The following is a 25,928-nucleotide window of genomic DNA, read 5'->3' as shown; positions in this document are numbered from 1 at the left end:
CGGCGGTGATCACCACTGCGCCCGGCGAGGGCTACGCCGCCGTGGACGGCACCGCGATCGCCGCCGCCCACGTCACCGGCCTCGCCGCTCTGCTCCTGGCCCACCACGACCATCTGCGCACCCAGGTGATGCCCCGCACCGCCACGCGCGCCGACCACCTGTACCTGCTGCTGCGCACCGCCTGCCGCCCCCTGCCCGGCACGGACCCCCGCACCGGCGCCGGAATCGCCGACGCGCCCACCGCTCTGGGCATCCCCACCAGCTGGCAGGCCGAACAGGCCTACACAGCCGCAGGCCAGGCCCGGCCCGACGCCTGACAACACCGTCTGCTGCCGCACGTGCCGGACATCATCACGGCCCCTCTCATGCCTTGGCGTTGCCGGCCGATCGACAGGCGCGGAGGGGAGGCTGGGGCAGAGCCGCAGCCGGATTGGTGTGCCGCGCTACATCTCTGGCGGAAGGGAAGGTCATCGGCCTGCACAGCGCGGTGCGGGCCGATGCGTGTTTCGTTGCCTCTAGGAGTCAGCCGGTGTGGCGGTCGAGGCCGGTGTTTTGCCCGGCGAGGTGGGCTGCCCAGTGAAGACGACGAGGTACCGCGCGCCCTTGTCGCGCGTCACCGTGAAAGTGTCGTTCATGGGTTTGCCCGCCTTGTCCGTGGCGGAGAGATGGGCGCTGCCGGTGTCGGGGCCCATACCGATTGCCGTAGAACCGGATCAGCCTGTCCGGCATGTAAGCACCACCAAGACCACCCCGCGGATCTCGTAGCGGGCTTTGCCGCGCACTTCCCCTTCCAGGTCCTCGCCGAAGTCATGGGTCTGCCGCGATGTACCGGATGCAGGCTGGCAGCTGTCCGGCTTGTCCTGGACATCCTTGCCGTCCCGGGCGAGAGCAGCCTGGCGGGTGGACACCTGGTCCACGCAGTCCGGCGGCTGCACCACCCGCCAGAATCATGAGCATCGGTGACGCTCAGCAACTGTGAGGTACGGGATTGCCGTCTTGCGTCCGGACCGTGCATGTGCGCCGTACCGTCCACGGTCTGCGATCTTGCCCGGGGTGTCCTAGGACCCCAGGCGGAGCCATAGCCGGACCGCGGCGACGGCCCTGCGAGCTGTGATCGGCCCGTCTCGCTGTGTTGCCGCCTTGGGCCAGTGGGCCGAGCTGCGCACACTGGAACTGTGCACGAAATGATCGTCGGCGAGATGGCGGAGCGTGAGGATCTGCTCGTTGTTGCCGTCGTCGATGCCGTCGAAGGAGCCGGCGCGTACGCCGGGAGCGTCTTTCTCCGCTCCCGCGACCGTCGGTCGATCGTGCTCGCCGCGACGTGCGGGGTGCCACCTTCTCTGCTCGGTGGCTGGCACCTCATTCCGGTGAGCAGTCCCATCCCGGTCGCCGCAGCCTACAGCTCCGGGCGCACGGTCCACCTGACCGACGCCGACGAGACGATGCGCCGGTTTCCTCAGCTCTCGGTAGCTCTGCCGTACGCCTTCGGCTCCTGCTCCGTGCCGGTGGCCGCAGGTGAGGAGACCTTCGGGGCGCTGGCGATCGTCTGGGCGGCGTCACCCGGCAGCGAAGGGCTGTCCAAGGCCCAGCGCCGTCACGTGCGGAACATCGCCAAACGGCTCGGTGCCTCCCTCGCCGATCTCCGCGCCCGTACCGGCGATCCGGTCGAGTGCGACCCGCAGACGGTTCCGGTCGAGATCCCAGCTCCCTCGGCACCGGCCGTGAGGGCCGGCCTGTTCGACTGGGACCTCGTCACCGGCACCCTCACCGTGGACGACGAGCTCTGCGCGATCTTCGGTCTCTCCCCCCGTGCTTTCGACGGACGAGCCGAAACGCTGGCTTCCTGCTTGCACCCCGGCGACCGCGCCGTCCTACGAGCGGCCGCCCGCGCGGCAGCCGCCGAGGGCCACATCAAAGCGTGCCGCCTGCGCATACGGGATCGCAAGGACGGCGGCGAGGGGTACCGCACGGTCGCGTTGTGGGGCCGCGCACCGGAGGCCAACGACGCGCGAGCACGCACCCACCTGGTCGGCACGGTCGTCGACGCGCAGGCCGGCAGCGCGGCCGTCGCCGCGGTCGAACGGCTGCGGGACGGGGTGTTCTCCCTCGCCCCTGACGGGCGGGTCACCTACGCCAACCACAACGCCCTACAGTTGCTGGGCGTGCGCGGCGACGAGTTGCTGGGTCAGTTCCTCTCGGACGTGCTGCCGTGGCTCTCCTATCCCGAGGTCGAGTACCGGCACCGGTCCGCGATGATCTCGCAGGCGCCGGTCTCCTTCCTGGCCTGCCGACCGCCCGACCGGTGGCTCGACTTCTCCCTCCATCCGGAAGCGGACGGAGTAACCGGCCGGGTGGTGCCCTCCGGTCATCCACCCTCGACCTCAATGCCATCAGCCTCCTCGGCCGAGACTGCAACCGCTGCCGCACCGGCGCGCCTGGGCGTCATGTACCACGTCCTGCAGCTGGGCAGCGCGCTGACTGAGGCGGTCACCGCCCGCGAAGTCTGCGACGTCATCTCCGACCAGCTCCTACCAGCCTTCGGCGGCCAGCAGCTGGCGATCTACGTGGTCCGTGACAAAACGATGCATCTGCTCTATCACACCGGCCACCACGAAGACTTCCTCGACTGGCTGGAGGGCGTACCGCTGCATGCCTGCCTGCCCGGTACGGAGACCCTGACCTCCGGCGCTCCGCTCTTCATCGAGTCGCAGCAGGACCTCTCCCAGGGCTACCCGGGCATCCCCACGGGCGAAGTGAGTTCTTGGGCGTATCTGCCACTGATAGCCTCCAGCCACCCTGTCGGCACCTGCGTCCTCGGCTTCGACGAGATCCACCGATTCACGCAGAAGGACCGTGGCGTCCTCACCGCACTGGCCGGGTTGATCGCCCAAGCCCTGGAACGAGCGCGGCTTTACGACTCGGAGTTCGCGCTCGCGCGCGGCCTGCAGCAGGCGCTCCTGCCGCACCGGCTGCCAGTAGTCCCGGGTATCCGCACCGTCGCGCGCTATCTGCCCGGCACCCGCGGAATGGACATCGGGGGCGACTGGTACGACGTCATCCCCACCGGTCGTGGGGTCTGTCTTGTCATCGGAGACGTGGAGGGGCACAGCATCGCCGCCGCGGCCACCATGGCCCAGCTGCGCAGCGCCGTACGGGCCTTCGCCGCAGTAGGCCATACGCCTGGCGATGTGGTGGCGGGCGCCAACCGGACCCTCGTCGACCTCGACCCCGGTCTGCTGGCCAGCTGCTGCTACATCCACCTCGAACCCCACGGCGACCACGCCTACGCCGCCACCGCCGGCCACCCCCCACCCCTGCTTCGCCGTCCCGACGCGACGACCAACGCCCTTGAACTGGACGTCGGCCCGCTCCTCGGAGTGGATCGCGCGAGCGTCTATCCAGCAACACGGATCGACCTCCCGCCAGGGTCCGTCCTCGCCCTCTACACCGACGGCCTGGTCGAGGAACGCGGCGCCGACATCAACGTGGGCATCGACGGCCTGCGAGCAGCCCTGGCCCACGCCCCTGCAAACTCACTGGACGAACTCGCCGACCGGCTTCTGCACAACGCCCGGGGCTCCTCGTACCGAGCCGACGACATCGCCCTGCTGCTCGCCGAGTACGGATGGGGGTCACAGTGCTGAGGTGACACCTGATCATGGTGTCGTTCTCGCTGACTCGGCAAAACCCCAGGCCAACACGGGAACTCGCCTGCGCCTCAGATCAGCGCACTACCCGATTCCAGGGGTCGGGCCCACCCGCCGCGATCAGGCGGCCTGACTGTCCGCGGCACCGCCTCCTGCCGCCAACCAGGGCATCCGATGGACGAGGACGTCCCGCATCCTGGTGAGCGCTGCGATCTCCTCCTCCGGTTCGGCCACCCGTCGTGCGCCGACGACGTAGCCCTCGGCGCACGACGGCGAGTACTCGGACGCCCCTATAACGGGGGAACGCCGGGTACCGTTCTGACCAGGTTGAAGACCTCGCGGGCGGCATATCGCTTGAGGCATCGGATGATCTCGCGTCGGGTCTTGCCCTCCTGGGTGCGGCGTTCGTAGTACGCCTGGGTGCGCGGGTCGTGGCGCAGTCGGGTGAACACGATGCGGTGCAGGGCCGCGTTCGCCCGGCGGTCGCCGCCGTAGTTGAGCCGGCGCGTGCTCCGACGGCCCGACGAATACTCGACGGGGCTGACTCCGCAAAGGGCAGCAAAGGATGCCTCAGTGTTCAGCCGCTCGGGGTTGTCTCCCATGGTGATCAGCAAGGTGACTGCGCTGTCCGGGCCGATGCCCACCGGTACGAGTAGCTGTGGGGCGTGGTGTTCGACGAGCTGGGTCAGGCGTTGGTTCAGCTCATTGATCTGCCCGGTGAGCTGTTCGATACGCTCCGCGAGCATTCTCAGGGTCATGTGGGTGGCCTGGGCCACCGCGTTCTCGCCGTCCTCACCGTCGCCTGGCCCGAGGCGTGCGCAGGTGCGGAACAGCTCGCGGTTGCCCAGGCTGGACAGCCGTTCCCGCAGTGCGGGATCGGCGATGACCAGGACGGCTTTGAGCTGGTTGATCGCCTGGGTACGGGCCTTGACCGCAGAGTCCTTGGCGAGCTTGAAGATCCGGGCGCTGTGCACCGAACCGTCGCCGGACTTGGCCCGGGCCCGGGCGCGGCCACTGAGCACGGCTCGCGCGGCGGCCTGAGCGTCGAGCGGATCCGACTTCCCCAGCAGCCGGCGGGCCGAGCGGTCGGGCCGGTTCACTTCGAAGACCTGAATCTGCTGGGCCAGCAGGTAGCGGGACAGGCCCGCGCCGAAGGTGCCGGTGCCCTCCACACCGGCCCGGCGCACCGTACCCCGCTTGCGAGCCCACACGAGCAACTGTCGGTAGCCGGCCGCCGTCGCGGGAAAGGACTCCGTTCCCAGGATATTCCCGAGCGGGGAGATCACGGCGGCAACATGCACCTCGCCGTGCGTGTCCACGCCCAGGACGACCTCGCGCCGAACGGGCGGATCCGTGCTCGAGGAGGTGCTGCGCTGTCGGGTCGTCATGATGGTTCGCCTCCCACGTGACGTGCTGGCTAGGGTGAATGGCACCGGCCTGCTCGGGCGGTCTGAACCGTGATGGCGCCTGAAACTCGGCAAGGCCCCTATAGGGACACGCCCTGTGGCTCGGTGGCAGGCAGCATCCCGCAACGGCAGTCGACAGGTCCGTGACTGGACACTTCGGTCATAGGTCTCACGAGTCAGACCCCGTCCGGGATGGCACTGCACAACCGTCCCATCGATCCCGGTACAGCGGCATGACTCGATCACTGCCGGAAGGCTTCGAACAAACCGGCCTTCAACCTGGCCATGACGCACTGAAACGGCGTTGACTCTCCGTCCACTCGTGACCGGCATTGACGGGCAGCCGTGTGGCCCGCCTTACCGGACGGTGGGCACCGCTGACGGTGAGCCGGTCCGGCTTGTCGAAGTGCGAAATCGGCTGGTCGTGCTGCAGCTCCCCGTATCCGACAACGAGTCGGTGGCTCTCCCGGCAGGCGTCGACGGACTGCCTGGCCCGCCCGCCCGTTCGTACCCGGGGCTCCCAAGTGCCAGTCGAACCGGTGCTGGGTCAGGGCTGTCTCACCCAGCAGTGGTTGCGCAGCTCCGCGACGTACGCCTCATCGCGGTGATGACGGCCGGCCGCCGTGCCTGCCCTTGCGGGCGGGCGGCGGTGCCGAGCCCTTCCAGGGGCGACTCGCCGATGTTCTGCCGCTCGGTCTCCGCCACCACCGCGAGAAATGCGAACAGCGGCTTGCCGTGCCCGCTGGGGTCGTACATTCCCGCGAGGAGTCCGGCGAGCATCTCCAGCACGAGCACCAGGCCGTGGGCGAACAGGTGGTCGGCGAGCGCGGTGAGTTCGGCGGCGTCGCGGCCGAGCCGCTTCATCTCGTACACCGTGAGGATGACCCGCCAGTGGGACTGTGGCCATCACTTCCTACGGGCGTACGCGGATGATTGTCTTCCCGCTGCGTCGCGTGGTCGGGTTGAGGGCACCGACGGCATCATCCAGGCTCGCAACGTCACCGATGTTTGTCCGCAGCCGTCCGTCCCGCACTCGCTGCACGATCTCACCCAGGGCGGCACGATCGGCCTCGACGACGAAGTCCACCGCCAGACCGTCGGTGGGCCGCGCCTCGACCGGGCCGACGACGGACACCAGCGTTCCTCCGGCCCTGATCAGGGCAGCGGACTGCTTCTGAACGTCGCCGCCGATGACATCGAAGACCAGATCGACGCCGCCGACGTCTTTCAGCGCGTCGTTCTCGAGGTCGACGAACTCGTGCGCGCCGAAGTCGAGTGCCTTCTCACGGTCGGCGGCGCGGCCGGTGCCGATGACGTAAGCGCCGGTCTCACGTGCGAGCTGGGTGACCATCGTTCCGACTGCCCCGGCCGCGCCATGGGCGAGGACGGTCTGGCCGGCCTGCAGGCGGCCGTGCTGGAACAGCCCCTGCCATGCGGTCAGACCTGAGATCGGCAGGGACGCGCCTACCGTGAAGGCGACGTCGCCGGGCAGCGCTGCGAGGTTGCGTGCTTCGATCGCCACGTACTCCGCCAGGGTGCCGTCGCGGTGCCAGTCGGCGAGGCCGAACACCCGCTGCCCGACCGACAGCCCCGTCGTGCCGTAGCCGAGAGCAGTGACCACTCCGGCCAGCTCGTGGCCGGGGATCGACGGTGTCTTGTCACGGCCGGCGCGATCAGTCCAGGTCGATGGCCACTCCATCTCAGTCGGGACGAAGCCCGATGCATGAATCTCAACGATGACGTCGTTGATCGCTGCGGACGGCTCAGGCCGCTCCGTCAGCGTCATCCCGGCCGTTCCCGCGGCCTGGTCGGTTACCACAATGGCTTTCATTGAGATTGTCCCCTTCCTCGTATGTCGTTGTGGGTTGAGATCTCCGACGAGCCAGGGTGAGGAAACAGCGGTGCCCGCTCGTCCACTGGTCGGTGATGCTGAGGGCGAGGTCCTCGGCGACCCTGTGGAGCGCGCGTCGTCCCAGCCGTGCCCAGGGGAAAGGCGGACCGCTGTGGCCCTGGAGGTCCTCGAACCGCGCCGTGCACAGCTCCTCGATGTCATCGGGGTCGACCTCGATGACGAGGCGTCCCAATGGGGCCATGAGTCCACCACAGCGGTGCAGCAAGCTGTGCGGATCGCCTCCGATGCCGATGTTGCCGTCGATGAGCAGAACCGTCTGCCAGCCGCTCTCGGCCGGCAGACAGTCGAAGACCGACCGGCGCAGCGCGAGCCCGCCCTGGGCGGTGGTGAGTGCGACCGCGTGAGGTGCGATGTCGACCCCGAGAGCGAAGACTCCCCAGCTCAGCAGCTCTCTGCACATCCGGCCCGGCCCGCAGCCGACATCCAGGACCGGGCCGACGCAGCGTTCCAGCACGGTCGTGTCGGCTGCTGTGGGCTGCTCGTGCCAGCGGTACACGGGCATCCGGATCCGGCGCCCGTCGACCAGCCGCAGATACACCGGTCCACGGCCGGGTCGCAGGGCCAGCGCGTAGGGGCCCTGCTCGGTGCCGTACGGCTTGTCCTCGTCGGTGGTCATGGTGTGGTGCCATGACCTGTGGCGGGCAGGTCCTCGTCGTCGCGGTCGGCTCGCCAGGCGCGGCGAAGTCTGATCGCGACGCCGCCGCAGCCTCCCCACCGGCACGCACGCGCCTCAGCCGCTCCCGTACGCGCTTCTCCTCCGGTCCCCGGCGCGCCGGCCCACTGCGTGGGGCCGAACCCGACGGCCGTCCGCCATTTGCCATCGGCATCGCGCTACCGGTGCTCGGGGTTTTCGTAGTCGCGGCGGCAGCCGGCGTCCCAGGCGGTGCGCTGGTTGCCGTAGGCGGGGATGCCGCCCAGGTCCTTCAGCGTCCGGGCCAGGTGGAGCAGGTTCCAGGTCATGAAGGTGGTGTTGCGGTTGGTGAAGTCGTTCTCCGGGCCGCCCGAGCCGGGATCGAGGTAGGAGGGGCCGGGGCCGGCTTCGCCGATCCATCCGGCGTCCGCTTGCGGCGGGATGGTGTAGCCCAGGTGCTGGAGGCTGTAGAGGACGTTCATGGCGCAGTGTTTGACGCCGTCTTCGTTGCCGGTGATCAGGCAGCCGCCGACGCGGCCGTAGTAGGCGTACTGGCCGGCGTCGTTGAGCAGGCTGGAGCATGCGTAGAGGCGTTCGATCACCTGCTTCGTCACGGAGCTGTTGTCGCCCAGCCAGATGGGGCCGGCCAGCACGAGGATGTCGGCTGCCAGGACCTGCTGGTACAGGTCGGGCCAGGCGTCCGTCTCCCAGCCGTGCTCGCGCATGTCGGGCCACACTCCTGTGGCGATGTCGTGGTCCACCGCCCGTACGACGTCGACGTGCACGCCCTGCGCATCCAGGATGGCGGTGCTCCGGTCGATCAGCCCCTCGGTGTTGCTCGTCTCCGGCGAGCGCTTCAAGGTGCAGTTGAACACCAGGGCACGTAGGTCGTCGTACCGGGCCGACGGTGCGTCGGTAGCGGGCGACGAAGTAGTCACACGGTCCTCCCGGAGCCCTGCCGCCGCACAGTGCGCGGCGACTCGTCCACTGTGCCCAGCCTGGATGTCGACCGCGGCAGCCGCTACCGCAACGCCTCCGAATGGTTCCGGCGTTCCGCGCCCCCGGTCGGCTGCCGACGAGTGGCCGGGACCGGTGGCCATGCCTACGTTCGTCTCATGGGTACCGAAGGCTCGAGCGAGTCGCGGACACGGCAGCAGTGGAGGACGTCGCGCACCTGTTGGTGCGTTGTCTGCGGGCCGAGGGCGTGGAGTACGTCTTCGGGATCCCCGGCGAGGAGAACATCCGCTTCGTCGACGCACTGAACGGCTCCGGTATCCGGTACGTCCTGGTGCGCCACGCGCAGGCCGCCTCGTTCATGGCGGAGATCTACGGGCGGCTGACCGGCCGGGCCGGGGTGTGTTCGGCGACGCTGGGGCCCGGCGCGATCAATCTGCTGCTGGGTACTGGGGACGCCCTGACGAACAGCGCGCCGATGGTGGCCCTGGCCGCGCAGGGGTCGCTGCGTCGTACCCACAAGGAGTCGCACCAGGTCATCGACCTGGTGTCGATGTTCGCTCCCGTCACCCAGTGGGCGGCCCAGATCGCGTGTCCGGACGCGGTGCCGGAGATGACGCGCAAGGCGTTCAAGACCGCGCAGAGCGAGCGCCCTGGCGCCGTGTTTCTGGCCGTGCCGGAGGACATCGAAGCAGAGCGTCCGGCCGAGCCGCTGGCCCCCTTGCAGATCGACGCGGTGCGCGCCGACGCGCCGTCCTCCTTCCAGATCGAGCGGGCGGTCGAGGTGCTCACCACCGCACGGCACCCCGTCGTGCTGGCGGGCCACGGTGCCACCAGAGCCGGGGCCTCGGCCGCCCTGGTGCGTTTCGCCGAGCGGTTGAACATCCCGGTCGCGACCACGTTCCACGGCAAGGGCGTCTTCCCCGACGATCACCCGAACGCTCTCGGCGCGATCGGCTTCATGCGCCACGACTACGGCAACTTCGGCCTCGACGCGGCCGACCTACTGATCTGCGTGGGCTACGAGATCCAGGAGTTCGACCCGGTCAAGATCAATCCGAACGGCGACAAGCGGATCCTTCACGTGCACCGCTTCCCCGCCGAGGTGGACGCCCACTACCCGGTGGCAGTGGGCGTCAAAGGGGATCCCTCGCAGGCGCTGGACGCACTGGCGGCAGCACTGCCCGACGGGCTCACATTCGACTCGGGAAGCAGCGAGAAGATCCGTACCCTGCTCGACGAAGAATTCCAGTACGGACGCGACAGTGACGCGTTCCCCTTGGTGCCGCAACGCGTGGTCACCGATGTCCGCACCGCGCTGGACCGCCACGACATCGTGCTCGCCGACACCGGCGCCGGGAAGATGTGGATGGCCCGCCTCTACCCGACCTACGAACCGGACACTTGCCTGGTCTCCAACGGCCTGTCCACCATGGGCTTCGCACTGCCGGGCGCCATCGCCGCCAAGCTGGCCCGGCCGGATCGGCGCGTCCTGGCCATGATGGGCGACGGCTCGTTCCTGATGAACTCCCAGGAACTGGAGACCGCCGTCCGCGAGCGCATCCCCCTGGTCGTCCTCGTCCTGGTGGACGAGGAGTACGGGCTGATCACCTGGAAGATGGAACTGGAACTCGGCCGCCACAGCCACACCAGGTTCACCAACCCGGACCTGGTCGCCTATGCCGAGAGCTTCGGCGCACGCGGCTACCGCGTGGAGACCGCCGGCCAACTCCTGTCCGTACTGCGCCGCGCTCTCAACGACGACGCGGTGTCCGTGATCGCCTGCCCCGTCGACTACTCCGAGAACCTGCGGCTGACCGACAGACTGGGCACTCTGCACGGCCCCTTCTGAGCTGGACGGGACACCTCGGGACGGCGGCAGGACCTGCAATGCGGTTCGCGCCTGTCTCGGCGAGGCCGGGTACCCGCGGTGAAGAAGGTATGACGGTCTGGCGCGCCAGGTGGAGCCTCGGCGCCGGCTGTTGGACAGCCAGCTGCTCCAGCACGGCGGGTATGAGGGAACAGGGGCAGGCACGGGCTCGCTCGGTGATCAACGAACTCGACCCCTACATGATCATCGAGGCCGTGCCTGAACCGCTTCGCGGGATGGCCAAGGGACATGACGTCACGTCACACGCGAACCGGACCAATCTCCATCACGCAAAGACCCGTGGGGCACGCTCCCTCGCCTCGGGTGCATCCCGTGAAGGCCACAGCCCTCGTCTGCCGTGTACGTCACCCGCCCTCTGCTCCACTTCAGCCACCGCACCCGCATCGTCACCGCTGCCCTCCCCACGCCGTCGAGAACGGCGAGCCGGAGCACAGCAAGACCGCGTCCATGCGGACCTCATCCCGATGCCGGAGCAAACCCCGGATCAGGTCGGACCCGTACACCACTTCCCTGGACGCAACCGCGGGGTGCTCACGCGACCCGCGAAGCCACCCCGGCACCCGCGGCTGCCCTCGTGCCTTGGGACCAGGGCAGCGGTCAGATGAGACGGATGCCGACCTGAGCGCCAGTACGTCTCCGGCGTCGGGTCGTATCGAGCGCTCGTTGGATCACACAGGCAGTGGATCACCCTGTCCCGCTCTCCGGGTACCGTCAGGGTATGAGTCATCCGCACCCCGAGCTGAAAGCCGCCCCGCCCCTTCCCGAAGGAGGGCTGCGGGTCGTCGCCCTGGGCGGCCTGGGTGAGATCGGCCGCAACATGACCGTCTTCGAGCACGCGGGCAAGCTGGTCATCGTCGACTGCGGCGTGCTGTTCCCCGAGGAGACCCAGCCCGGCGTGGACGTGATCCTGCCGGACTTCACCTCGATCCGGGACCGGCTGGACGACATCGTGGCCGTGGTACTCACCCACGGCCACGAGGACCACATCGGCGGCGTGCCGTACCTGCTGCGCGAGCGGTCCGACATTCCCCTCGTCGGCTCCAAGCTGACGCTGGCGTTCCTGGAGGCCAAGCTCAAGGAACACGGCATCCGGCCGCGCACGGTGCGGGTACGAGAGGGCGACCGGCGTGGCTTCGGGCCCTTCGACTGCGAGTTCGTCGCGGTCAACCACTCCATCCCCGACAGCCTCGCGGTCGCGATCCGCACCCGGGCCGGGATGGTGCTGCACACCGGCGACTTCAAGATGGACCAGTTCCCTCTCGACGACCGCATCACCGATCTGCGCGCCTTCGCCCGCCTCGGCGAGGAGGGCGTGGACCTGTTCCTCACCGACTCCACCAACGCCGAAGTACCCGGCTTCACCACCTCCGAGCGAGAGCTGAACCCGGCGATCGAGCAGGTGATGCGCACCGCGCCGCGCCGGGTCATCGTCTCCAGCTTCGCCAGCCACGTGCACCGCATCCAGCAGGTCCTGGACGCCGCCCACCAGCACGGCCGCAAGGTCGCCTTCGTCGGCCGGTCGATGGTCCGCAACATGGGCATCGCCCGTGACCTGGGCTATCTGAAGGTCCCCTCCGGTCTGGTCGTGAGCACGAAGGAGCTGGAGAAGCTCCCGGACCACAAGATCACTCTGGTGTGCACCGGCTCCCAGGGCGAACCGATGGCCGCGCTGTCACGGATGGCCAACCGCGACCACATGATCCGCATCGGCAAGGACGACACCGTCCTGCTCGCCAGCTCCCTCATCCCCGGCAACGAGAACGCCATCTACCGGGTGATCAACGGACTCACCCGGTGGGGCGCCCACGTGGTCCACAAGGGCAACGCCAAGGTGCACGTCTCCGGGCACGCCAGCGCCGGCGAACTCGTCTACTGCTACAACATCGTCAAGCCCCGCAACGTCATGCCCGTGCACGGCGAATGGCGCCACCTGCGGGCCAACGCCGACCTCGCCATCCGTACCGGTGTCGACCCCGAACGGGTCGTCATCGCCGAGGACGGCGTCGTCGTCGACCTGGTCGACGGGCGCGCGTCCATCACCGGCAAGGTCCCCGCCGGCAACGTCTACGTGGACGGCATGGAAGTCGGCGGCGCCACCGAAGCATCCCTCAAGGACCGCCTCACCCTCGCCGCCGAAGGCGTGGTCACGGTGGTGGCGATCGTCGACGCGGACACCGGCGCCCTCGCCGAAGCCCCCGACTTCCTGGCCCGCGGCTTCGTCCACGACGACACCACCTTCGAGCCGGTCATCCCCGTCATCGAGAAGACCCTGGCCACCGCCGCCGAGGAAGGCGTCGGGGACGCGCGCCAACTCGAACAACTCCTCGCCCGCGCCGTGGCGAACTGGGCGTTCCGCACCCACCGCCGCAAGCCCCTCATCATCCCCGTCATCATCGACGCCTGAACCACAGCACGGCAGCACGATCCGCGCTTCCGGTGGCGGCCCCGCGAGCATCGAGGCCGGGCACGGAGTCAGCGGCCACCCCAGCAGGCCGGGGTGGCAACGCACTCCACATGACGAGTCATCGGGAACACGTCCCAAGGACAGGAGGCGCGAAAACCCGCAGTCCAACGGAGGTTCTCCCACCTTGGGAGGACGTTGGCGGCGGCGGAGACCGCAGCGCCCGTGCAGTCACTCGACGTGGTGGCGCGCATGCTCGAGGAGCAGCTCGGCGCCGCGTCGGTGTCGTTGCTCATCACCGACTTCACCGGCGGCTCGGTCGTACGGCTGGGGGCGGCGCGCAGCGTCGAGGCCACGGAGAGCCTTCCTCGACACCTGGACGAGCGTCTGAACGTCGGCTCCTCCAAGCTGCGCGGTAGCCGCGCAGGACATGCGACTCGCGTGCCCGGCGACGCTTGCGCGACTGAGGTCAGGAAGTTTCGCGCCGAAGTCGCACCGGCCCGGGCTTCCACAGATCAGGGGCCGCGCAGCCATTGCTGCGCGGCCCGTGATCTTGTGCTGGCCCGGCATGAGATCAGGCGCGTTCGTCCAGGTGGGCGGCAGGGCCCGCACGGGCGGCGGCCACCGGACGCGGCGCGCGCCATCCCTCGGGCAGGGCTGCGAGGTCAGGCCAGGTTGATGTTCTCGGCCTGCGGGCCCTTCTGGCCCTGGGTGACGTCGAACGTCACGGCCTGGCCCTCCTGGAGCTCACGAAAGCCTGTGGAGTTGATCGCGGAGTAGTGCGCGAAGACATCCGGGCCGCCGCCGTCCTGGGCGATGAAGCCGAAGCCCTTCTCCGCGTTGAACCACTTCACAGTTCCCGTAGCCATGCTCATGCCTTCCAGTCGATGAACGCCTCCCACTCCATGTGGCAGACGGAGGTGATCGCCCTGGTCCCTGCGGCACAGCACAGCAAGACGCCCACACCAGAGGCGTGGGCAAGAGGGAATTCCGAACCACGACAGCTGACGCAGACGTTACACGCCCACACGCCGCGTCACCATAGGAAAAGATCACTCCGCACACCGAGACCGTGCACGCGATGCCCGCCGGCGCTGGTGGGCACGCTCATCTCATTCTGCTGCCGTTGGGTTCGCTGATTCGGCGGCGCGGCGATATTCGGCGTTGATGCGCTGGGCTTCCTCGAGCTGGTCTTCGAGGATGACGATCCGGCAGGCAGCCTCGATGGGGGTGCCCCGATCGACGAGTTCCCGGGCGCGGGCGGCGATACGCAGTTGGTAGCGGGAGTAGCGGCGGTGGCCGCCTTCGGAGCGCAGGGGGGTGATCAGGCGGGCTTCGCCGAGGGCGCGGAGGAAGGCAGGGGTGGTGCCGAGCATCTCGGCGGCCCGGCCCATGGTGTAGGCGGGGTAATCGTCGTCGTCGAGACGGCCGAACGTGTCGTCTGCTGTCATTGCACCTCTCTGTGGAACGCGTTGAGGGGCCCTGGCGCCGTAGTGGCACCAGGGCCCCGAAGGAACTACTACACCATCTGCCGGCCCTGATACTGCACCGGCCCTCTGTTTCCGCAGACCCGACCGAGACGCTGTCGGGGGCGCGGGGATCGCAGTTGCTTGACCGAAGACCACCTCACTATCGATGTCCTGCGGTACCCGGGTCCAAGACTTCCGCCCGGGCGATCCTGATGGCGCTCGGCTCCTCCGTTCTTCCCTCTTGATCAACTACTCACTGGCGGAACTGCGAACTGCTGGTGGCCTCGAACAGCACCACTCTTCGGCAGCCAGCCCCGTCGCCCGTCCTGCGTCTGCTCCGGCTTGGAACCCCACTGCCGAACCTCCCGGTGCGCGCGCCCGCAGTCGACGCCTTCACCGAGGTTCTGCTCACTGACTTCACTGCCGGGTACTGCGATCCATCCTTCATTTACCGGGTACTGCCACTGCGGTACTGCTCATGGTGGCCCCTGATCACTGCGGGCCACCCGGTCCGGCCGTCAGTCCCGTCACCGTCCTGCAACCGCCTTGGCTTCGGAACTCCACCACCGCACCGTCTTGCGAACTGCAACTGCGTTACTGCTGCCCGGCAGTTCATCTCTGCCGGGCCTCTCTCGATCTCGACTACGAGAGAAACCATAACCACACCGCCACCCAATGTCTACTCCGGCTGGCATAGATTTTCGCGCGCTCGAAGATGAGGTAATCCACCTCGACCAGTCCATGGGTGGTTCAAGCAGCTCCGAGGCTCAGTCCGGCGCTCACAGTCACCCACCGCCGCGCAGCACGTCGGGCTGAGCGTGACGTCGCCGACTGCGCCGCGGCTACCGTCGGCGGGCGCCGGCCAACACTGCGTCTCGCGAAGAACATCACCGCCCGGGACGGACGCTTCCAGCCGCGACGCCTCGCAGGTCGGCCGTTGACGGGCGCGGCACGAGGGGCTGCGCCGGCCTCGACGATCCCGGGATGATCGAGCAGTACGACCAGAGCAGTCAGAGTCCCTGACCGTGGTCACCAGTGGCGCTGTCATCACCGGTCAACTGGTTCTCGCAGCCACGCGGAGGCAGAGGGTTTCGGATATGCTGACGGATTCCGCCCGCTTGGGCGAGTTCGCCGCCGTCTTCGACTCCCCCGCGAAGAAGGACGGGCCGCCCACGCATCTGCACTTCCATGTCGCCCGGATCCCGTAGGGCACACTGGGGATCCCGGAGACGGGTGGGATGTACCAGGTTGCGATCGAGGACGTCAGCGCCTGGACCGGGGGGACTTCAGCTGTTCCGACCACTGAGCGACGGCGACGAGAACCCGCTGCACGCAGTGTGGGCCCGACCGGCGTACCGGTCGGGCCCACACTGCTGTCAGATGTCGGCTCGTGCCTGTTTACCCGGTCAGACCATCACGGGGGTGCCGAGCATCGCGGAGGCGTGCTGCAGCGAGCCGGGGATGCCCAGAGGCGCGGCCTTGGGGAGGGCTCGGCAGGTGAAGCCGAGCTGAGTCATGGCCCGGAGGACTTCGGCGGCGCTGAAGTCACGGCGGTCCTGGCGGGTGATGACTTGGCCGACTTGCTTGACGGGGTAGTGGCGGCGGCCGATGATCACCGATTCTCCGGTGACCGGTTCGGGCTTGATGCCCTTCATCGATTCCAGCACTCCGCCCTTGGTGAGTTCGAAGGGGAAGCGGGCGATGACGCAGCGCATGGGGCCTCACAGGGAGAGGGAAGAACGGTCCGCCCCGGGGCGACGCGTTTCAGCGGGTGGCGAGGATGCCCGGGGCGCTGCCTTGCTCGTCTACGACTCGCAGAGCACCGAGCCGACGGGAGCGCATCGCGTGCTCGGCTTCGCCATCGTGGTCACGGATGAGGTTGACGATCTGTGTCGCCGAGGATGTCACGCAAGCGGACCCGGTCCGTGTGAGCGCCGCTGTCGCGGACGGCGGTGAGATCGGTTCGGGTCACCAGGCCGATGCGCTGGTCGTCCTGGTCGCAGACGACCAGTCGGCCCGTGCGTGCGGCGGCCATGACGGCCAGCGCCACCTCGACGCTCATGTCGTCACAGACCTGCGGTCCAGCCGCGTCCATGACCTCCACCGCCGTCCTGTGCACGGGGTTGGCGTCCGCCGAGCGCGGCTGCATCTGAATCAGCGTCAAAGGGTGCCTCCTAGAGATGGGTCAACTTTCCGATCACGAAGGTTCTAGGCCACCGCGTCGAGGACGGTCTGGCGTACGGGGGCGCGCCGGGTCGCCGAGGAAGGGCGGCGTCGGCCTCGGGAGGGGGCGCTGCGCTTGGGGCGTTCGACCACCGGTGCGGTGATGACGACCGGGATGCCGGACGGGGCCTGGGCGCCGGTGATCCGGCTCAGGGCCTCGTCTCCCGAGCGGATCTGGGTGGTCTGCGGCCGGATTCCGGCGTCCGCCATGAGGCGGACCATGCCGCGGCGCTGGTTCGGTGTGACGAGGGTGACGACGCTGCCGGACTCGCCGGCGCGGGCGGTACGGCCGCTGCGGTGGAGGTAGTCCTTGTGGTCGGTCGGCGGATCGACGTTGACGACCAGGTCGAGGTTGTCGACGTGGATGCCGCGCGCCGCGACATTGGTCGCCACCAGCACGGTGACGTGCCCCGTCTTGAACTGCGCCAGCGTGCGGGTGCGTTGCGGCTGCGACTTGCCGCCGTGCAACGCGGCGGCGCGTACCCCGCTGTTGAGCAGGTCCTGGGTCAGCCGGTCGACGGCGTGTTTGGTGTCCAGGAACATGATCACGCGGCCGTCGCGGGCGGCGATCTCGGTCGTGGTGGCGTGCTTGTCGGCGCCGTGGACGTGCAGGACGTGGTGCTCCATCGTCGTGACCGTACCGGCCGACGGGTCGACCGAATGCACGACGGGGTCAGTCAGATAGCGGCGAACCAGCAGGTCGACGTTACGGTCCAAGGTGGCGGAGAACAGCATCCGCTGCCCCTCCGGACGCACCTGGTCGAGCAGCGCGGTGACCTGCGGCATGAAACCCATGTCGGCCATCTGGTCAGCCTCGTCCAGCACCGTGATGCCCACGTGGTTCAGCCTGCAGTCGCCACGGTCGATGAGGTCCTTGAGCCGTCCGGGCGTCGCGACGACGACCTCGGCCCCGCCGCGCAGCGCGCCGGCCTGCCGACCGATCGACATCCCGCCCACCACCGTGGCCAGCCGCAGCCTGACGGAACGGGCGTACGGTGTGAGCGCGTCGGTCACCTGCTGCGCCAGTTCACGCGTCGGTACGAGGATCAGCCCCAGCGGCTGGCGGGGTTCAGCACGCTGTCCAGCGGTACGGGCGAGCAGGGCGAGGCCGAAGGCGAGGGTCTTGCCGGAACCGGTGCGCCCGCGGCCCAGTACGTCACGGCCCGCCAGGGAGTTCGGCAGCGTCGCTCCCTGGATCGGGAACGGTGCGGTCACACCCTGCTTGCCGAGTTCGGTCAGCAGGTGCTCGGGCATGTCGAGTTCGGCGAAGCCCTCAACGGGGGGCAGCGCGGGGGTGATCGTCCTGGGCAGCTCGAACTCACCTTGCACTGTGGCCGGCCGACGGCCGTAACCGCCGGAACGGGCAGGGCCGTCGGAACGGCGCGGTGCCTGCGAGCCCGTGCGACTGCCGCCCTTTCCGGCGGCGGCTCTGCCGTGACGGGAGCGGGCGGAGCGATCGTTCGTGCGTGTGCGGTTCATGCGGAACCTTCCTCGATATGGCACATATCAAGGAATTCCCGCAGCAATGAGCGGCATGGAGAATTACAAGTATGGACCGGTGGCAAAAAACAGATTTGGGCCGACGGAAATACCCGGGGGTACAGGTGCTGAAATGGGTGACACGATGGGGACGTAAGATCCGGGCGTCGGCTCCGGCGCAGCTCTTCAGGACGCTCCTGTATCACTGAAGGAAGAGCCGCGCGTGGTGAGACTGCGGATTCCTCCGAGTCACCCCGCAGTTGAAACTGCTGCGGGGGATGTGTGCAGCTGGGGCCCGCACCCCCGAAGGATGCGGGCCCCAGCTACAAAATGTGCGTCAGCGTCAGGCCGGAACGATGTTCTCGGCCGTCGGACCCTTCTGGCCCTGCGCGATGTCAAAGGTTACCTTCTGCCCTTCGAGGAGCTCACGGAAGCCCTGCGCGGCAATGTTCGAGTAGTGGGCGAACACGTCGGCGCCGCCACCGTCCTGCTCGATGAAGCCGAAGCCCTTTTCCGCGTTGAACCACTTCACGGTACCAGTAGCCATGTCATATCTCCTTCGGGGCAGTACATCGGGATCCGCGCGGCGCGGACGCCGTGTCGCCGCAATGATTAACCCCGCCCGGAAATGACCGGAAATACAGAAGCGCCCCCGCCCGACAGAACCGGGTAGAGCACTCGAAGTTTCGGGAACCACGACTGCAACCGAGATCGACGGTAGCACACTGGAACGGCCCGTGCACATTACGCAATTCCGCTCGACTCAGTGCGACAAAAACCCTCACTACGCGGTCCGTCAAATCCTCACTTCGCAAGCACAGATATTGATCCACTCGGAGTGCCACGTTTCATGAAGAGCGGTCTTACAAAGTGCAACCCTGACCGCCAGGGGGCGACGACGTACGCGGCTGTCCGTAAGACGCCTTCGAAAGGCGCTCAGCGGCACCCTCGCCTCGCTCCTGATGCGGGGGAGAGGCCGCCCGGCGCAGACGATCCCCCGCCAGGGCAGAGACAACGGCACACACGGAGCGCGCCATGCTGGTGAAGCCGGTAGCCCTGCGACCCGGCCCACCGCGTCATTCCGAAGGAATGCGAAACTCGAATTCGGGACGATCCCACGGCACGGCGGGCGGGTTCGCCAGCGCGGTCCCGATCCGCACTGCACCGACGCGGTGGTAGAAGTCCTCGGCGGGACGATGCGACACGACCATGACACGGTCGAGTCCGGCGGCACGGGCCTCGGACTGCATGTGCGCGACGAGCTGTCGACCAATACCCCGTCCTTGCGCTTCGTCGGCGACGAACAGCAGGTCGAGCTCCGGTGGAGCGAGGACGAGCGAGTAGAACCCGAGAACCCGGCCTCCATGCTCGTCGGCGCCGACGGCTACAAAGGCGCGGTGGGCCTCGATGTAATCAGGACCGACCCGGTAGCCCGCGACTGCGGATGCGTACTTACCCTTATAGGCGCCTGAGCCACGCACGAGCCGCGTGAGCCGTTTGGCATCCCGCGCGACGGCCCGCCGTATCGTGATCGGCTGACTGATCGGGGAAGTGCGTGAACTCATCGGGAGAGTATTTCGCACCGGGGAGTACCTTCGTGCGGCGGGTCGGCTGCTCGGGCAGGCGTTCCTGCACCACTCCCGGGAACCACTCGCCCAGGCCCCGATCGACCACGTCGCTGCCGCGGAACAGGTCGCCCGCCAGCAGCAGCTGGACGCCCGAACCGCTGCGGAGGAGCCGACATCAGGCGAGACACCACCCACTCGGAAGCCGCGCCAGGCCGCGCCCCCCGTCTACGCAGGACCCCCGCCGAAGCCAGCCGACGGGGTCCTCACGTGTCACGAGCGATCACATGCGGGTCACCAACCCTGCGGACGCACTCATGTCACAAGGCTCTGACCTGGACTTACGCGCTCACCCTGGACCAACTGAACGCCCATGGACGGTTTCTACGACATGTGCCATGTGGTACCCAGTGAGGGACCCAAGATCAGGACCGGAGCGTCTTCTGGCCCGTCAAAGCGGTATTGCAGGGTGTTCGGTGGTGTCTCACTCACCCGCCTGAGCCTCTCATCGGTCAGAAATATCATGACCCAGACCTCGGACCCGGGACAGCACCCACCCATCCTCCCCGCCCCTCACAACACATGGCCCCCGTGTTCAAACTCGATCGTCAAGCGCAGCCATTTGACAGCCGATGCCCGGTGCCGACTGGGCATGTGAGAGCAACAGCCGCGGCTACTCATATCTCGACGCGCCCACTTGACGATCCACCCAACTCCGTTGCCAGAGCGGGGATGGGGGATCACCCAACGCGGGGCGCCCCTGCGCCGGCAGGGCCGCCCGCTTGGAATGACACTCTCGACGCCGGGGCTGCAGCGGGCGCCACCGTGCCGGCCACGTGAACCAGTCCTCGGCGGCGTAGGGCCCGCACCATACGCCGCTCCCACAAGTCGCTCCACGAAGATCCTAGGAGGGCAAGTGGTCATCGGCTCGAACGGCAGCGGCGGGGCCTACATGTGAACCTCCTACCAGCTGACCTGGCCACCTTCTACGACAACATCGGCGACGTCACCTGGGCGGACGTCGGCAACGGCTACTTCACATCACCGTGAGACCAGGCACGTAGCTGGACGCACGGTGACCGCACCACAGTTCATCAGGGCCGGCAGGACGGCCGGACGCTGAGCAGCTCGGTCCGCAGCACGGGCGTGCCGTCGACAGGCGCCGGGTCCTGCGAAGTTGGCTCGATCCCGCCAGCAGCGATCTTGTCGAGAGTCTTCAGGCCGGCGGCACCGACAGTGCCGAACACCGTGTAGTCCGGTCGCAGCGCGGAATTGCCGTAGACGACGAAGAACTGCGAACCGTTCGTGTTAGGCCCGGCGTTGGCCATCGCCAGCAAACCGCGCCCGTAAAGGCGACGGACGCCGGTCGGATCGCTCGGTGCCGGCGGCAGGTCCACCGGCAGCTCGTCCTTGTACTTGTACCCCGGCCCACCCTCGCCAGTGCCGGTCGGGTCGCCACACTGCAGGACCTTCAGCGTCGGATACGCCGTCAACCGATGGCACACCGTGCGGTCGTAGAACCGGTGCCGCGCCAGGTGCACAAAGCTCTGGACCGTGCACGGCGCCTTCGCCCGGTCCAGACTCAGCGGGAGCGGGCCCTGGCTGGTCCGGACAGCCATACCGACCGCGCCGTGACTGGGGGTGTGCCGCGGGTCGGGCGGCAGGGGAACCCGCCGCGCCGCCGGCTCGTCCGGGGTCTGGGTGTACTGGCAAGGACCGTGCGTGGTTCGCGGCGGGGCATCGTCAGCGGAGGCGGTGGTGCTGCCCCCGGACACGACCAACGCTGCTGCCGCCAATGCGGTCATGAGAGCTCGGTTCATCCTGCACACCCTCCAAAAGATCGCCAGATTTCGGAGCGGTCGCAGCCTAATGCGCGGCCCGGCGGGCGAGAACCCGCCCGCAAGCCACATCCGCCTCCCAGCCTTCGGCCCGCGGCCGCAGGTCTTTTCGTTCGGATGCAGCACAGCGTCGACTGGCCGATCAGGGCGTGACCCCACCCGGTGGCCCTGGAGCGGCTGGCCCTTGGCGAGGAGTGGCTGCGGGCGGTGTGCCACGACAACGCAGCAGACCTGTTCGGACTATGAAGAAGGAAGCTGTTTTAGGGAGGACTGGTCCATCCCTGAACCTGGATCCACCGATCGGTGACGGGCCGGGGGGAGGGCTGGATGCAGAGAGGTACCCGCTGAGCTGGGATGATGGGAGTTCTTCACGCTTCTACCAGGCCGGACCAGCAAGGCACCTCGGAAGTGAAATCTTCCCACCCGCGGCGACGTTCGCCGCGTTTGACGAACTGAACCTGCTTACGCACGGCGGGCTGGCCCCGGCGGTGCGCCTGGCCGAGCGGTGCGGCCTGCCGACGCTGATCCGCGAGGGTTCGCCTCGACAGGGCGGGCAACGGAGCTGGCGCCGTGCCGGACGCGAAGGTGATGTCGCTGGTCTCCGCCATGCTCGCCGGGGTGGGCGGCATCGACGACACAAACGTGCTCCGGCACGGCGCGATGCGCCGGGTCTTCACCGGCATGCGGGCCCCCTCCACCCTCGGCTCCTTCCTGCGCGCGTTCACCTGGGGCCTGTGCGGCAAATCCAGTCCGCCGCCCGCGCGTTCACCTGCGCGCTGGGCGGACAGTGCAGTTGCTGCCGGGCTCGGATCAGGTGGTCTACCTGGACCTCGACTCCAAGGTGAAGGAGGTCTACGGCGCCGACAAGCAGGGAGCCGAGCACGGCTACACCAAGGTCATCTGTTACAATGGCCGCCATGGCCGCGTCCGTACGGGGGATCGTCTCGCAGCTCGTTGTCGAACATGTGCCGCATGAGCGGGAGTTGCTCGAGAATCTGCAGCCACTCGACGACGACGGCATCACTCGGCTGTTCACCCGGCCCGAAGGCGACGAGCTGCTCGGCTTCGGCGTGGCGGAAGCCGCCAGCCTGATCACTCCCGTCGTATGGCTGGTGGTGAACGAGTTCGTCACCCGGGGAGCGGGCGTCGCGGCGGACGGCTTCTTCGCCCGTATCAGGGCACGCTTCTCCCGGACTCCCGCCCGCGGCACAGGCGTTGCCGCCGACCCGATGCCGCTGGCCCCCGAGCAGCAGAAGGCGGTCTACCAGCGCGTCTACGGCGAGGCGCGCCTGCGGGGCCTCGAGGACGCGGCCGCGAAGCAGCTCGGGGAAGCCGTCGTCGCCCGGCTGGCCATGGGGCCGTCCGGGCAATGACGACGGCGCAGTCACGAGCGCTCACCGCGCGTGCGCTGACTGCGCGTGCGACCACCCGGCGGATGCTGATGCTGGTCACGGTGCTGCTCGCGTCCGCAAGCACCCTCATCGGCGAGGCGGTGCTCACCTATCACTCCGCGACCTCGCTCCCGCACTGCGCCTCCGCGGCCGGCATGGATCTCCAAGGGCCGGAGTGGCGCACCGAGTTGGGGCTGCGTTTCCACCAGAAGCTGGTCGCCTGCCGGGCGGACGGTGCTCGGACCGCGCTGTACGCGACCGTGCTGTGGACCGCCGGCGTCGCGGTGGCGGCCGTGCTGCTGTACCGGTGGCTGCCGCGGTGGCGGCAGCGCAAGGACCGGCTCCCGGAGTTGTATTCCGCGCAGCGGATCGCGGCAGCCATGGATGGCGATAGCGGGGGCGACGAGCGGCTGGCGCATCTGGCCCGGCTGGCACGGCGCGCCAAGCTGCCCCAGGACCGGTTGCCCGGCTTCGTGTGCAATCCCCGGGCGCTGTCCGCCGGTGCGCTGGCTTTCGGCAGCTTCGGCCGCTACACCGTCTGCCTGAACGTGGGGCTGCTGCCGAGACGGACGACCAAGGACAGGCCGCATTTCGACGCGGTCGTGCTGCATGAGCTCGCCCATGTGCGTAACCGGGACGTCGACCTGGCCTATCTCGCCGTCGCCCTGTGGCGGGTCTTCCTGATCGCCGTGCTGCTGCCCTGCCTGGCCCTGGATGCGGCCCTGGTGCTGCACGACCGCTTTCAGAGCGTCGAGCGGGCGTACTGGGACGGATACGAGCCCGGAGCGAAGACCGCGCTGCTCGCGGTGGTGCTCACCGCGCTGGTCTACGTGGCCAGGGCCGACATCCTGCGCCATCGTGAGCTGGTCGCCGACCGGGATGCCGTATTCGAGTCCGGGAGCGACCGCGAGGTGTGGAAGAAGCAGGCGGAATCGCGGTCCGCCGCGCTGCCCCGGCATCGGCTCCCCCGCTTTCTGCGCAACCACCCGACCTGGAGTGAGCGGCTGGCCGAAATCGACAACCCTCGCTCCGAGGACAAAGGCGGCACGAAGCTGCAGCTCGCGGTCTTCCTCGTCGCGTACGTGACCATCACCTACTCGGTGATCTCCTGGCTCAAGCTCGACGCGGTCCCGGCGCAGACGGTGATCTATCTCGCGTATCTGCTGGGGCCGCTCATCATCGCCACCGGCTTTGCGGTATTCCCGCGCCGCAAGGCGCGGAGTGCGGACGAGGCGAGTGCGGCCCGCGCCTGGATGTACGGCGTCATCTGGCTGATCGGCGCCTTCGCGGTGAACCCGTTCGCGAATTGGGCGCAGGCGGAGGATGACTGGGCGAAGCAGGCAGCTGCCAGTCTGGGCGAGATGGCCGACGAGATCAAAGGGTGGCGCGACGGGCCCGCGGTGAGCGCCGCAGCCAAGGACCGGGCCGCCGGCTGGTACGAGCGCGGAGGCTCCGCGGTGCTCGGCCGGTTCGACACATACCTTCCGGATCAGGCCGCGAGATCCGATGCCGCCGACGCCCACTGTGCCGCCTTGGGTGCGACGGTGAGCGACGCGCTGGAACTGCCGGTCTTTCCGGACTCCGGCGCGGGCGGAAAGGCCTGGAAGCGGTTGCTCACGTCGGCGGCCGAGGCCCAGGCCCTGCAGTGCCGCTCCGGCTACGACCTGGATGCGCCCAACGAAGGCGCCATGGTCAGCATGCGCTATGAGCGGGCCAGAACAGCGCTAAGACAGCTCATGCCACACTGATTCACGCAGAAAAGGGATAATTCTTCACAAACGGCTGAGTCCTCACGCACTGCATCTGCCGAACAACTGGCCCTGGCAGCACGCGTGGACGCAACTGTTCGCCACCACCCACCCGCCGCCCGAGGCACCCTGACGTCACTGACCATCCCGCCCACCAGGGTCCAACCCGAGCCGAACCGTGGAAGAGCCGGGCAGACCAGCAAGTACCAGCTGCCTACACCCAGCCGCAGCACCACGGCACGGTCCTCGAAACCGAAAAAGACCAAACCAGAAACCGACTGGTGGATCGAGGCTGACCCTGGATTCACCGATCGGTGACCGTCTGACGCTGGCCCCATGAAGAAGGCGTGCCCTGTGACTTGGGGAGGATGGGAGTCCCTAAGCTTCCAGCCCCCAGCAAGGAGGCACGCCGCAAGTGAAATCTTCCCACAGGCCAGCGGCGACGCTCGCCGCGTTCGACGACGCGAACCTGCTCGTCCATGGCGGTGTGCCGGATGAACGCGCACTGCGAACGGGTCATCCGAACCCTGCGGCGCGAGGCCCTCGACCACCTGCTGATATGAAACGAGACCCATGCTTGCCAGGTCCTCGATGCCTGCACCCGGCACTACAACGCTCATCGCCCACACCAGGCCCGGGCGCAGCTCCCGCCCCTCGTCCAGAAGCAACCGGTGACTACGACCAACCTGGCTGCTCACCGGCTTCTACTCACCGTGTCCTCAGCGGTGTGATCAACGAGTACAGGTACATGGCCTGACCAGCGGCGACGAGTTACCGAACGGCACAGGATCGTGCAGCTGGGACGCAACCTCCTCATGGACCTCAAGGACGCGGGCAGCACAGCCAGGTTCCTCATTCGCGACCGCGACTCGAAGCTCACGGCCGCCTTCGACGCCCTGATGGCCGACACCGGCTTGACCGTCGTCGCCACCGGCATCCGGATGCCCCCGATGAACTCCCTCATGGAGCGCTGGATACAGACCTGCCGGCGCGAACTCCTCAACCACACCCTGATCTGGAACCAGCATCACCTCCTCCACACCCTGCGCGAGTTCGAGACCCACTACAACGAGCACCGGCCACACCGAATGCTGAAGCAGGCCGCGCCCCTGCGTCCATTGCCCGAACCGATCACCGCGCCGGCAGACATCACCCAGCTGGAGATCCACCGACGAGACCGGCTCAGCGAAATCCTCCATGAGTACAGAAACGCCACCTGAGCAGGCCGGATGACTTTTCGGCACCCACGCTGTCGGGCACTTGTGGCGTTTCCTTCCGCACGTCGGGCCGGCAGGGCGCAGCCGGGGCAGCCCAGTGGGCCTCCCCGGGGGCACAGGAAGGCCTACTGACGACGGGAGGGCATCGGCGCGGGG

Annotated in this window: 21 protein-coding genes and 2 pseudogenes; 8 read left to right on the top strand and 15 right to left on the bottom strand. The window is 68.2% G+C overall.

Features of this window, described 5'->3' with window-relative positions; genetic code table 11:
* On the top strand, positions 1–317 hold a 317-nt coding region (locus IPZ69_RS23470), incomplete at its 5' end, for a S8 family serine peptidase (RefSeq protein WP_235456269.1).
* A gap of 396 nt (positions 318–713) precedes the next feature.
* Here IPZ69_RS23470 and IPZ69_RS23465 read toward each other — a convergent pair.
* Complete coding sequence (locus tag IPZ69_RS23465; RefSeq protein ID WP_235456268.1) at positions 714–938, bottom strand: hypothetical protein; 225 nt, start codon at positions 936–938, stop codon at positions 714–716.
* A gap of 246 nt (positions 939–1,184) precedes the next feature.
* Between IPZ69_RS23465 and IPZ69_RS23460 the strand changes: the two genes are divergently transcribed.
* Entirely contained in the window at positions 1,185–3,644 is a 2,460-nt protein-coding gene (locus tag IPZ69_RS23460; protein ID WP_235456273.1) for a SpoIIE family protein phosphatase, read from the top strand.
* Positions 3,645–3,937: 293 nt separating this feature from the next.
* On the opposite strand, the gene IPZ69_RS23455 is transcribed toward IPZ69_RS23460, so the two are convergent.
* The 5 genes from IPZ69_RS23455 to IPZ69_RS23435 all read right to left on the bottom strand — a co-directional run bounded on the left by IPZ69_RS23455 (position 3,938) and on the right by IPZ69_RS23435 (position 8,534).
* Positions 3,938–5,035 carry an IS110 family transposase gene (locus IPZ69_RS23455; RefSeq protein ID WP_235456267.1) on the bottom strand — a complete coding sequence of 366 codons (1,098 nt, stop codon included), beginning with the start codon at positions 5,033–5,035 and terminating at the stop codon, positions 3,938–3,940.
* 576 nt (positions 5,036–5,611) lie between these two features.
* Positions 5,612–5,917, bottom strand: a complete 306-nt coding sequence (locus tag IPZ69_RS23450; protein ID WP_235456266.1) for a recombinase family protein — start codon at positions 5,915–5,917, stop codon at positions 5,612–5,614.
* Between the two features lie 49 nt (positions 5,918–5,966).
* A complete protein-coding gene (locus tag IPZ69_RS23445) occupies positions 5,967–6,884 on the bottom strand; it encodes an NADP-dependent oxidoreductase (RefSeq protein WP_235456265.1) in 918 nt (305 codons plus the stop codon).
* On the bottom strand, positions 6,817–7,581 hold the full coding sequence (locus IPZ69_RS23440) for a class I SAM-dependent methyltransferase (protein WP_235456263.1): 765 nt from the start codon (positions 7,579–7,581) through the stop codon (positions 6,817–6,819). Before IPZ69_RS23440 ends, IPZ69_RS23445 begins: the two co-directional genes overlap by 68 nt.
* 215 nt (positions 7,582–7,796) lie before the next feature.
* Positions 7,797–8,534, bottom strand: a complete 738-nt coding sequence (locus IPZ69_RS23435; protein ID WP_235456262.1) for a flavodoxin family protein — start codon at positions 8,532–8,534, stop codon at positions 7,797–7,799.
* A gap of 218 nt (positions 8,535–8,752) precedes the next feature.
* On the opposite strand from IPZ69_RS23435, the gene IPZ69_RS23430 reads away from it, so the two are divergent.
* Positions 8,753–10,402: an acetolactate synthase large subunit gene (locus IPZ69_RS23430; RefSeq protein WP_235456261.1), complete on the top strand. Its 1,650-nt coding sequence runs from the start codon at positions 8,753–8,755 to the stop codon at positions 10,400–10,402.
* 757 nt (positions 10,403–11,159) lie between these two features.
* Positions 11,160–12,845 (top strand): ribonuclease J, encoded by a 1,686-nt coding sequence (locus IPZ69_RS23425; protein WP_235456260.1) that lies wholly within the window; start codon positions 11,160–11,162, stop codon positions 12,843–12,845.
* A gap of 662 nt (positions 12,846–13,507) precedes the next feature.
* Here the strand turns inward: IPZ69_RS23425 and IPZ69_RS23420 are convergent.
* Positions 13,508–13,711 (bottom strand): cold-shock protein, encoded by a 204-nt coding sequence (locus IPZ69_RS23420; RefSeq protein ID WP_030052720.1) that lies wholly within the window; start codon positions 13,709–13,711, stop codon positions 13,508–13,510.
* Positions 13,712–13,954: 243 nt separating this feature from the next.
* Positions 13,955–14,293: a helix-turn-helix domain-containing protein gene (locus tag IPZ69_RS23415; RefSeq protein WP_109280363.1), complete on the bottom strand. Its 339-nt coding sequence runs from the start codon at positions 14,291–14,293 to the stop codon at positions 13,955–13,957.
* A gap of 977 nt (positions 14,294–15,270) precedes the next feature.
* Between IPZ69_RS23415 and IPZ69_RS23410 the strand changes: the two are divergent.
* Positions 15,271–15,617: pseudogene (locus IPZ69_RS23410) on the top strand (hypothetical protein).
* Positions 15,618–15,717: 100 nt separating this feature from the next.
* Here IPZ69_RS23410 and IPZ69_RS23405 read toward each other — a convergent pair.
* From IPZ69_RS23405 to IPZ69_RS23375, 7 genes are all read right to left on the bottom strand, one after another.
* A complete protein-coding gene (locus IPZ69_RS23405; protein WP_235456259.1) occupies positions 15,718–16,026 on the bottom strand; it encodes an SCO5918 family protein in 309 nt (102 codons plus the stop codon).
* Between the two features lie 152 nt (positions 16,027–16,178).
* Positions 16,179–16,475 carry a CBS domain-containing protein gene (locus IPZ69_RS23400; protein ID WP_235456258.1) on the bottom strand — a complete coding sequence of 99 codons (297 nt, stop codon included), beginning with the start codon at positions 16,473–16,475 and terminating at the stop codon, positions 16,179–16,181.
* 44 nt (positions 16,476–16,519) lie between these two features.
* Complete coding sequence (locus tag IPZ69_RS23395; protein ID WP_235456257.1) at positions 16,520–18,013, bottom strand: DEAD/DEAH box helicase; 1,494 nt, start codon at positions 18,011–18,013, stop codon at positions 16,520–16,522.
* A gap of 343 nt (positions 18,014–18,356) precedes the next feature.
* Positions 18,357–18,560 carry a cold-shock protein gene (locus IPZ69_RS23390; protein ID WP_006136369.1) on the bottom strand — a complete coding sequence of 68 codons (204 nt, stop codon included), beginning with the start codon at positions 18,558–18,560 and terminating at the stop codon, positions 18,357–18,359.
* Positions 18,561–19,089: 529 nt separating this feature from the next.
* The gene (locus IPZ69_RS23385) at positions 19,090–19,578 is read right to left on the bottom strand and encodes a GNAT family N-acetyltransferase (protein WP_235456256.1); all 489 of its coding nucleotides are present in this window, start codon (positions 19,576–19,578) and stop codon (positions 19,090–19,092) included.
* A gap of 1,094 nt (positions 19,579–20,672) precedes the next feature.
* Positions 20,673–21,383, bottom strand: coding sequence for a peptidylprolyl isomerase (locus IPZ69_RS23380; protein ID WP_235456255.1), 711 nt, complete (start codon positions 21,381–21,383; stop codon positions 20,673–20,675).
* 401 nt (positions 21,384–21,784) lie between these two features.
* Positions 21,785–22,099 carry a hypothetical protein gene (locus tag IPZ69_RS23375; protein ID WP_235456254.1) on the bottom strand — a complete coding sequence of 105 codons (315 nt, stop codon included), beginning with the start codon at positions 22,097–22,099 and terminating at the stop codon, positions 21,785–21,787.
* A gap of 234 nt (positions 22,100–22,333) precedes the next feature.
* On the opposite strand from IPZ69_RS23375, the gene IPZ69_RS23370 reads away from it, so the two are divergent.
* The 3 genes and pseudogenes from IPZ69_RS23370 to IPZ69_RS23355 all read left to right on the top strand — a co-directional run.
* Positions 22,334–22,789 carry a hypothetical protein gene (locus tag IPZ69_RS23370; protein ID WP_235456253.1) on the top strand — a complete coding sequence of 152 codons (456 nt, stop codon included), beginning with the start codon at positions 22,334–22,336 and terminating at the stop codon, positions 22,787–22,789.
* Positions 22,786–24,555: a M48 family metalloprotease gene (locus tag IPZ69_RS23365; RefSeq protein ID WP_235456252.1), complete on the top strand. Its 1,770-nt coding sequence runs from the start codon at positions 22,786–22,788 to the stop codon at positions 24,553–24,555. The genes IPZ69_RS23370 and IPZ69_RS23365 overlap by 4 nt, the downstream gene beginning before the upstream one ends.
* Positions 24,556–25,343: 788 nt before the next feature.
* Positions 25,344–25,775 (top strand): annotated as a pseudogene (locus tag IPZ69_RS23355) (integrase core domain-containing protein); the annotation flags it as partial.
* Positions 25,776–25,928 lie beyond the last annotated feature (153 nt).

Source organism: Streptomyces olivochromogenes, from assembly GCF_021538895.1.
In the GTDB taxonomy this organism is placed as follows: Bacteria; Actinomycetota; Actinomycetes; order Streptomycetales; family Streptomycetaceae; genus Streptomyces; species Streptomyces olivochromogenes_A.
Note: the sequence above shows the minus strand (reverse complement) of the source record. Positions and strands in the feature narration are given on the sequence as shown.